This is a genomic window from Brunnivagina elsteri CCALA 953, assembly GCF_002289455.1.
In the GTDB taxonomy this organism is placed as follows: domain Bacteria; phylum Cyanobacteriota; class Cyanobacteriia; order Cyanobacteriales; family Nostocaceae; genus Brunnivagina; species Brunnivagina elsteri.
This window is the reverse complement of record NZ_NTFS01000258.1, coordinates 1-9,555: the sequence shown is the minus strand read 5'-3', so window position 1 is coordinate 9,555 and position 9,555 is coordinate 1. Positions and strand designations below refer to the sequence as shown.

The following is a 9,555-nucleotide window of genomic DNA, read 5'->3' as shown; positions in this document are numbered from 1 at the left end:
GCAGGGCTGATTCATCCCCTAAAACACTTTAAAAATCAAGGGTTATAGCAATTTAACACTGGTTATTTTGTTACCAGCGTGTCGAGAAAACGAACAAAATTACGGCTACGTGAGTGCTTAAAAGTTCATTTAATCGTCACACTTACTTAGATATTTATCGCTAACTATCTTGACAAATCCTGTTTAAAAGGGAACGAAACAGCCCTGCTCTCCAAGGAGAGTGTCGAAAAGCAGATCATGGGTGGAAATCTCCCCCAACAGTCGAAAAAGAAAGTAGCGATACCCCTTTGGAGTCCTTTCACGAACGCAAAATCAAAAAAGTGCAAATTTCCTAGAAGACTTAGCATTGCTAAGGAATGAGGATTTAATAACCTACAACTTTCGATTTGATTTGGAATGGTGCGTTACGCTGCGCTAACACACCCTACTTTTGATACTTTTGCGCTTTATTTAATCCGCGTTCCTAAGTCTCTACATCTTTATCCGGAGATGTCTAATTGATTAGGGATTAGGGATTATCTGTTGTTGGATTTGATTGATTTAAAAGAGACTGGGAAGCAATATATTCTTGATAGAGATTGTATTCAAATCGCTGTTGCTGATAATTTTGATCTGCGGCTAGTGCCAAAGCTCCAAAGCCCCAAAGAAACATCCCGCTAAATCCCAGCATTGTACTTCCAATTGGCAATGAGGCAATACAAGCGATACAAATCGAACGAGATACAGCCATAAATGGGTCTCGTTTGGCATCAGTCATTTGTAATAGTTTAGATAGCATTAACACTAAACCAGCAATGTATGGCAATGCCCCAAACCAACCAAGAGTAAAGAATGTATCGAGAATACCACTATCAATGACAATTGGTACGAGGATACCTTTTTCATTAACGGCGAATGTATTACCTATACCGTTACCCAATGAATTTGTGAGGGCACTATTCAAACCTTGTTCATAAATTTTTTGTCTAACATTGGCGCTATTATCATTGTCCAGATTGGTCAAAGTTTGCAAGCGAGCATTAATCGTACCTGCAAATGGCTCCATCGTACTCAAAGGTAAAACGCAGAGTGCCATTAATAAAACCGAAACCATCAGCCGCATCTGCAATTTTGGTCGAATTGAAGTTATCATCCCCAATAACCCAACTACCCAACTGCCCCACATTGTACGTGCCATCGAAAGTAGGAATGCAAGATAACCAGCACCAGCAGCTGGCAGACAAAGAGGTCCTTTCCCGTTAAATAGTAACAGCAATCCAGCCATCATCATGCAGGAAAAAGGTCCTGTAGATGCCATCGTACTCCAAACACGAATTTTTAGCGGTTCTGGTTCTCCCATACTCGTTAGCTTTGTACTGATTAACCAGAAACGATCCCAATCAGGAGCAATTAGGTACTGTATTACTCCATATGCCCCAGTTATCAATACACCCCAGAGGAATACACGTTGGATGTTTTGTCGGTACTGGGGGTAATCCCGCCAATTCATGAATATGTAGAAGCTGAAACTAATTGGTATCAACCAATCAAGAAGCGATCGCGCGGCAGTAAATGGGGAGGTTTTGACTACCCCAATCAGAAATCCGTAAAATACGCCAATAAAAGCTAAAATAAATGGTAATCCGCCTTGACGATATGACTTAGGCAGGTATTTAATCACGGCGTGCATAGTGATAAGTGTCACCAAATATTGGGACACTAATATCAAACGCGATTCATCAAAATTTGATCGCCAATCGATTAAGCGGGATATCAAGGGAGTCAGAAACCATATCCACCAAGTAAACCCCATATACAGGATGGGGTATCGGCAGTACAGCAATACACCGACTGCAAAAGATAGGACAATGTAACCAGGTCGAAATAAAGAACCCATACCAGCAGCAATAGTAGCTGCTGAAAATAGAATTAGCGCACCAATGGCAAGCCATCCGAGAAATGAATTTTGCTGCTTGTTTGTGCTATTCATCGAATATTTTCCCCCAAACATGTCAACAAACTATTTTGTGATGGCAACTTTTGTTGTTGTGACATTACGATAAGTCAACCAACTCTGTAACCCTTTTATTCGTCCATCCACCGATGCGACCCATTTCTGTACAGCTAAAGTGCTTTCACTTGGTAGCAATCGGAACAATTGTAACAAACCTAATGCCTCCCTAGTACCAATTAGAAATGCCCAAATGATAAAGATTGTGCGTTGTAATAATGAGAAATGTTCGAGTAACACTAGGGTTTCATTATGTACTGCATTTAACCAGGCAATATTGTTGAATTGGTCGCGTTTATCTTCATCAAAACGTACTGCTGGGTAATGGTCTACAGCTACTAAGGGGTCGAAAATTATTTTCCAACCCCTACGTCGCAAAGCTAAATTAAAAGCCAATTCAAAGTGAACTTGGGCACCAGTTCCCAGCATTCGTTCGTCGAAACCCATTCCTTGGATGGCATTGCGACGAAAGCCCATATTCACCCCTTTGAGGACATCAACTTCGCGGGCTTTTCCAACGCCAAAGTGATGGTTGCCAATGACTCGACCAAACCATTGTAAGCGTCCAACATCTTCGCGATCGCCTTCTTCTTTGATGCGGTTTCCGATATATTGCCAATCCCGTCCTCCAACTGCACCAATTTTCTCATCGGTTTGAAAATTGGCTTCCATCCGTTCTAACCAATCAGGATGGGGTGCTGCATCGTCATCGGTAAAGGTGATAATATCACCTGTGGCAAGGCTCAAACCCTTGTTCATGGCGGCGACAACACCCGTAACCGTAACTGTTGTGGTCTGTAATGGCAAGCTGTCAGGGTTGTAAGTTGCTAAAAATTCCCAAGTTTCCGTATCAATATCGCGGATGGTGACAATTAGTTGATTGACTGTACGAGTTTGGTGTTTAAGTGCCTCCAAGCACCGCGCTAGGTCTTGTGGACGGCGATAAGTCGGTACTATTACGGTGATGCTGATCATTAACCATTCCCTCAAACAAGTCTATATAGAGTTGTGCTTTGCTAACCCAAGTGTTATTTTCGGCTACGATACGGGCAGCTTGTCCCATTTTGATTCGGAGTTCGCGATCGCTTGCTAAAGTCCTTAATGCTGTGGCTAATGCCTCAACATCGTCGGAGTCGGATAAGACAAATCCGCATTCTGATGTTACTAGTTCCGCTCCTCCAGCACTGGTTGCTGTAATCGCAGGTAATCCCGATGCCATTGCTTCGAGTAGTACTAATGTGCAAGCTTCGTAGCGTGATGGAAAAACGAACAAATCCACGGCTTGCATAATTTTAGCAATATCACGCCGGAAACCTGTAAAATGGACGCGGTGACTCAATCCTAGGGATGCTGCCATTTCTGGATAGGGGCTACCATCAGTATTACCCACTACTACTAAATGCAAATCTGACACTTGTACTAAAGCTCGAAGTACTGTATCCAAGTTTTTGCGGTTGGTACGAATATCCCCAGCAAATAGGGCTAAGTTAACATTTTCTGATAAACCAAGTTCTTTGCGATCGCAGGTTCCAGGGAGGAATTCTTGTATGTCAACACCATTATGAATCACGTGAATGCGGGAACTTTCTAAACCCAAATCATCGATTAATTCATGCTTGATTTTGTCTGAGACTGCAACTGCTACCTTTGCTTGGTGAAATGCTTGCTTTTCCCAATAGGAATTTAGGTTACTGTAAAGCCAATGGTAAATTCCGTAGATATTTTTGTTGATGCGTGCGGTATGTACGGGCGATCGCTGCCAAGATGTATGGACAAATTGGGATGTGTTAATATCTCCAGGGGCAGAAGTTACGGCTCCATAAACCTGTACTAAGTCAAATTCATGACGGTGTTTTTTTAACCATGCACCACTCTGAATCGAAAACATCATCTCTTTAATTAAAGCGCTGGGATATTTTTCCACATCAAAGTGAACCCAGTTTACTAAGGGATGTTCCTGAAGTTCGGGAGCAATTTTTCTACCGACTAAAGTCATCTGATGTCCACGACGAATCGCTTCCCAGACAATTTCATAGTTTGCTCGACCTTGACCGTCGCCTTTGATAATATAAGGTGTAACAATACAAAATTTCATTCTCAGCCTACCATTCAAAATTGTGAGTAAAGATGCGTAACTAATTGAATTAATCTTGTCTAAATCCTGTTTCCAGAAAAGTAGATATTAAAGAAGTTATATATTTATAAACTTGTGATTTGGAATTAATATACAACATTAGTTTCGCTTTTAGCGGGTTAAAAACGACTTGCGATAGGTAACGGAGTAAAACTCAGTAATAATGCAATTAAAGCCCGCAAGCTAATTTTTTTTTGGAGCGATCGCACAAAATAAGGACGTGCTTGTTTTGGTTGTTTTGCCCGTAATAACCCAATTCCTAAGGTTGTGCTAATCTGTCTCCATTCTTGCTGAAAATGCGATCGCAATTCCTGCAAATTTTCATCTGCCATAAATTGCTCGTAACAGAATATATTCGCTTTTGCTTTCGAGATTTTTGCTTGATAATTACGACTACCACTTTGATTGGTATCGGTGTTTTCGTGGGAACGATAGCGGGTTAGTTTTGCGGGATAATAGTAAGCACCAGCACCAGAACGACAACAGAGGTAATTGAGATACATATCCCAAGAACCCCCGACTTCTGAGGGAATGGTATCCCATGCGATCGCATCGCGTCGAATTACAGCCGCAGTTGCAGTTGATACCGCACTATCGACTAGTGCCAAGTGACAAAATGGTTGATAAATTCCCTCTTGTAGAGCAGTTCGTTTATAAAAGGTCGAATTTGTCTCTGTGCCCAGGGTATCAATTTTACCGTCTGCGTCCATAATGTAATGGTCGCAGAACGCTAGTATTACATGGGGATTTGCTTCCAGAGGGGGAACAAGCTTTTCTAAAAAATCAGGTTCCCACATATCATCATCAAGCAAGCAAGCAATGTACTTACCTCGTGCCATTTTAAACGCTTTGAGAGTGTTGGCTAACATTCCCAGGTTGGTTTCGTTGCGTGAGAAGCGGATACGTGAGTCGTTAAATGATTCTACTATTGCTTGGGGATTTTCTAGACTGCAATTATCAGAAACTATAATTTCGATATTTTGATATGTTTGTCTGGTTGCACTGGAGAGTGCGTCTTTTAAATAATCTGGACGGTTATATGTGGGAGTAATAACACTGACTAATGGTTGTTGCTGTTCAATCTCATTTACTGAAGCCATAATATTCAGATATCAAGACGTTCGGATTAATTAGGATAATCCCATAACTTTACTTTTTAAGTGTATTCGCTTTTGTCGAGATTGATTAGTCATAAATACGCACTTAAACGATAGCTTCACATATACAAACTTTGTGTGAAACAATAATGTGTAAACTTGTCAAGTAGGAACTTTTGCCTAGGAATATTTGAGCTTCCGGAATCTCAAATAGTAAATTCCGGAATTACCAATAATTTCGATTGGTGTTCGACAAATTCTATCCTTTCAAACCAGATTGCTGTTGTAGCTGGTAATATTTCCAGAATTTGCCACGAAGCTCCAGCAAATCCTCGTGTCTACCTTGTTCAACTATGTAGCCATTTTCCAAAACGACTACCTTATCTGCTTTCGCAACTGTAGAAAGTCGATGCGCGATCGCAATTATGGTTCTACCAACTGATATATTCTCAATCGATTCTTGAATTAAACGCTCGGAAACCGTATCTAAAGCTGCTGTAGCTTCATCAAGAATCAAAATTTCGGGGTTGCGAATCAAAGCACGGGCAATGGCTATACGCTGTCTTTGCCCCCCCGATAAATTTACACCACGTTCACCAAGTATGGTATCAAAACCTTCAGGCATATCTTGAATAAATTCGAGGGCATTTGCCAATTTTGCTGCTTCTCGAATTTCTGTCTCTGTGGCATCAAGCTTGCCGTAAGCAATATTATCCCGCACCGAGGCATTAAAAATAAAAGTATCTTGGCTAACGACGGCTAGTTTACTACGGAAAGAATTGATGTCAAACATCCGTAAATCAACACCATCGACAAATATTTGTCCTTCGGTTGGATCGTAAAAACGCGCGACTAAATCAGCTAGAGTACTTTTTCCGGAACCAGATTGACCAATCAACGCAGTCATTTTACCACGTTCGATTGTAAGTTTGATATTATGCAAAACCAATTGCTTGCGATCGTAACCAAAATCTACTGAAATTAAATCAATCGAATGTTTCAAGTTTGTAAACTTTAGCTTGCCATTTTCAAAGTATTTTTTATCTTCTGTTTTTAATAATGATTTGATGTTTTCTAAAGAACCAGCCAAAGTATTAATATGGGCAATCACACCATTTACTTCTGGTAGGATAGGTGCTGCCCTGAATAAAACAAAGAAAAATCCTAGTAAAGAATAAACAGGAATTGTAAAATGTGTTAGAGATATAATAATCAGACTAATTAGTACTGTCATAACAATACAATCAGCGATTGGCTTCACCAATGCATAAGCAGATGCAACCTTAATTGAAGCTCCTAATAATTTATTACTACTTGTATAAAACCTTTTACGCTCGATTTCTTGAGTTCCAAAAGCATGAACTGTACGAATAGCATTAATAAATTCAAATGCATTTGAGTTCAATAAACTGTTAGCTTCAGAGATTCCAAAGCTTGCTTCTCTGACTCGACGGTTGAGAGTTGTTAATCCCAAAGCTATCAGCGAAAAGATAAACACAGAAACAATTGTCAGTTGCCATGATATGCAAAACATACTCACAAAATAAACCATAACTACTAGCATTCGTATAATTACAAATGCTGTAGCTCCAAATCCTTGTTTAAGTCGCTCTATTTCTGTAGTCATCGTATTTACGAGTTCACCAGAACGAGCTTCGCTGAAGTAACTTAGCGGTAAGGATTGTAATTGTTCAAAAAGCTGCTTTCGCAAGCGATCGGCAAGAATTACCTCGCACTGTTCTATATATAATCCTGATAAATAACTGAAACCCGCACGCATCCATGTACTAAGTAAAATTAAAAGCGATCTGAAGTATAGATGGTTATTTGCTGGTGCATTTTCACCGAGAAAAAAAGTTGATATTTGTCCAACTATTCCAGCGCTTTTATCTACTGTATTTGGACTAGTTAAACTTTGTAAAAAAGGAATAAGTAAACCGATTCCAATCCCCTCAAAAACAGCAGCACAGAAGGTAAATATCACTGCTAAAGTAGTAATTTTACGAAAATGTTTAAATTCTCGCAAAATCAAATAGTTATCTTGCCAAAATTTTGAAGCTTTCAGAAAACCACGAATAGGATACGGAACTTTTAAATGGGTGAGCATTTTCTTTTCAAAACCAAGTTAAGATGAAAGAAGAGACAAAATACTGGGCAATTTATTTTTTTGTGTTTCCTAATTAAAGTGCGGTTGGTAAAACCAATATTTGGCAGCAGTTATATTAAATTCGCTTGATTAACCACAGTTATAGCAAAACCTATAGCAAAACCCCAATCCTCAAGTACAAGGTTTGCGGGATATGTTAACTATGTTTATTTAACCGGATTTATATTACTCTACGACAGAAGGAATTTTGGTTAGGAACAGCATACAGTATAGCTAGAATCAACTAAGTTTGAATATATTTTACTAGCACTCATACTTGGGAGCATCCACTTTTGGCAGATAGACTTTTTTAAACCAACCGTATAGTAGGGTTTTCGGTGCCAGGTAATTATGTTTATTCCAAAAGTGGATGCTCCCTCATACTTAAACCCCAACCAAAAGCCACGCGATCGCACTATCTGAATTCGTTATAAGATTTGGCGATCGAGATGATGTACAATATCCCTCTCCGACTGAACCTGCCACGAATCCGCAATCCCAGGAATCTGATTTAATTGTTTTTGCGCTTCTGTACTCAGTCTGACTACATCTTCTAGTTTGCAGCTGTATCGTCCAGTTAGGCTGATTTCCCCACGCAAAACATTAAGTAACAGGGGCAAATTATCCAAACCATACTTACCCATCCACGATGCGATCGCATTAGAATAACTCCCGTTCATCTTTTCAAAACCGCTAGCTGTTCCTATCCCAACAGATGCAGTGCGAAACTTTATCGCTCGAAACAGTCTACCCCGTTCTCCCACATGCCACTCACGGGAAAGCAAAGACTCTGATGAAGAAATCTGAATTATTGCCACTAATCCTAATACAAAAGGACTAGCTGTCACTAAAAGAATTAAAGCAACAATCCAGTTCAAAACAAGCTTCAGCCACTTAGGTAAGTTTGTGTTGTTTTTTGACCCATTATGCACAGTTGGAATCGTGAGGAATAATGGCTTTTGAGCTTCTTCACAAGCATCTGCCCACAATTTTAATTTCGTCTCACCTAATCGGGGATCGATACGAACCAAATTTACTGAAGAGTGCTTTAGGCATTCCACTAAAGATTCATGTGTATCTAGGGAAGATAAGTATGGTTGTTTGTTTTGCCCAAGAGGTTGAACTAGAAGTTGTCCTCGTCGCCACTTTAAAGTACAGTACGAGGAACGATTTTCTTCTTCCTGGGTAGGTGTATGATAATTCTGTAAGTTTGGGATTATTGAGCTTGTCATAATTTTATTTAGATTTATAGGGAAGTAGATTATTTATATGACAGGGATAGGCTTTAAGTCCTAGATTTGCGATTGGCATATCGCACTTTGCTTTTTCAGAGCGCAATGGATAACCAGAGTAGAAAAGTATTGAACCTTTGATTGTGAAATTAGATATCTTTTATTTACGCTTTGTTTCAAAAGTCAAGATTTGAAGCTTTGTAAATAAATGGTTTATTAGCCAATGTCACTGCATAATCTTACTTACCAGTGTCATTTTATAAATTTCGCTGCTAGAGCTTCTTTATTTATAAATTTGATGTACTAATTTCAAGCTTGACTTTGGAGAAAGAGACATAAAAAGTAAGATACCTGTTTTAGATAAATCTAGAAACAATTCACTTTTACTTTTATATTTTGGAAATATATCTAATTACAATCATATAGGAATGTGCTGTAATAAGTATTTGTTCTCCAATTTCTTCATTTATTCTTTAAACAAAAACTCTTTTCCAAGCTCAATTGTTAAGTTAAGATGAATCACAGCTTAGTAAAACTACGTATACTGTATATTTTTAATAATTAGTGCTGTCAATTAAAAAAAATTTACTAGTGAAAATAATTTTCTTTCTAGTATTACCTAGATATACAAAATTATATTTTTACTTTCTGGGAAGCATAACAGACTCAAATTACCAAAGTGCTTGTTTTACAAGAGTTATAGCAACGACAATACTTTATTTTCACAATCTAAGCTATAAAAAAAATAATCTCATTTACATCCGAAATAATAAATATTTGTGTAATTGGTAAATTGGTTTAATTATTATTTAGATTAAAAAATTAAACATCGAAATAAATAATATTAATAGCTATATACCGATTAACTTTAAAATCATTAAATTCAAAAAACTGACCTAGCACTAGAAAAAGAACGCTTGCGGTTTACAGAAGAAGCTCCCAGCGTGAGAAAGCTA

The 9,555-nt window shown here is 38.6% G+C and carries 6 protein-coding genes; all 6 read right to left on the bottom strand.

The genetic code is table 11. From position 1 onward, the window contains the following. Positions 1–508: 508 nt before the first annotated feature. The 6 genes from CK510_RS20170 to hepC all read right to left on the bottom strand — a co-directional run bounded on the left by CK510_RS20170 (position 509) and on the right by hepC (position 8,599). Positions 509–1,969 (bottom strand): O-antigen ligase domain-containing protein, encoded by a 1,461-nt coding sequence (locus CK510_RS20170; protein ID WP_245912238.1) that lies wholly within the window; start codon positions 1,967–1,969, stop codon positions 509–511. 30 nt (positions 1,970–1,999) lie between these two features. Beyond that, on the bottom strand, positions 2,000–2,965 hold the full coding sequence (locus CK510_RS20165; protein ID WP_095723406.1) for a glycosyltransferase family 2 protein: 966 nt from the start codon (positions 2,963–2,965) through the stop codon (positions 2,000–2,002). Next, on the bottom strand, positions 2,892–4,085 hold the full coding sequence (locus CK510_RS20160) for a glycosyltransferase family 4 protein (RefSeq protein WP_095723405.1): 1,194 nt from the start codon (positions 4,083–4,085) through the stop codon (positions 2,892–2,894). Before CK510_RS20160 ends, CK510_RS20165 begins: the two co-directional genes overlap by 74 nt. 158 nt (positions 4,086–4,243) lie before the next feature. Then, the gene (locus tag CK510_RS20155; protein WP_095723404.1) at positions 4,244–5,224 is read right to left on the bottom strand and encodes a glycosyltransferase family 2 protein; all 981 of its coding nucleotides are present in this window, start codon (positions 5,222–5,224) and stop codon (positions 4,244–4,246) included. Positions 5,225–5,480: 256 nt separating this feature from the next. Then, complete coding sequence (gene hepA, locus CK510_RS20150) at positions 5,481–7,328, bottom strand: heterocyst formation ABC transporter subunit HepA (RefSeq protein WP_095723403.1); 1,848 nt, start codon at positions 7,326–7,328, stop codon at positions 5,481–5,483. Positions 7,329–7,795: 467 nt separating this feature from the next. Next, positions 7,796–8,599, bottom strand: a complete 804-nt coding sequence (gene hepC, locus CK510_RS20145; RefSeq protein WP_095723402.1) for a heterocyst development glycosyltransferase HepC — start codon at positions 8,597–8,599, stop codon at positions 7,796–7,798. Positions 8,600–9,555 lie beyond the last annotated feature (956 nt).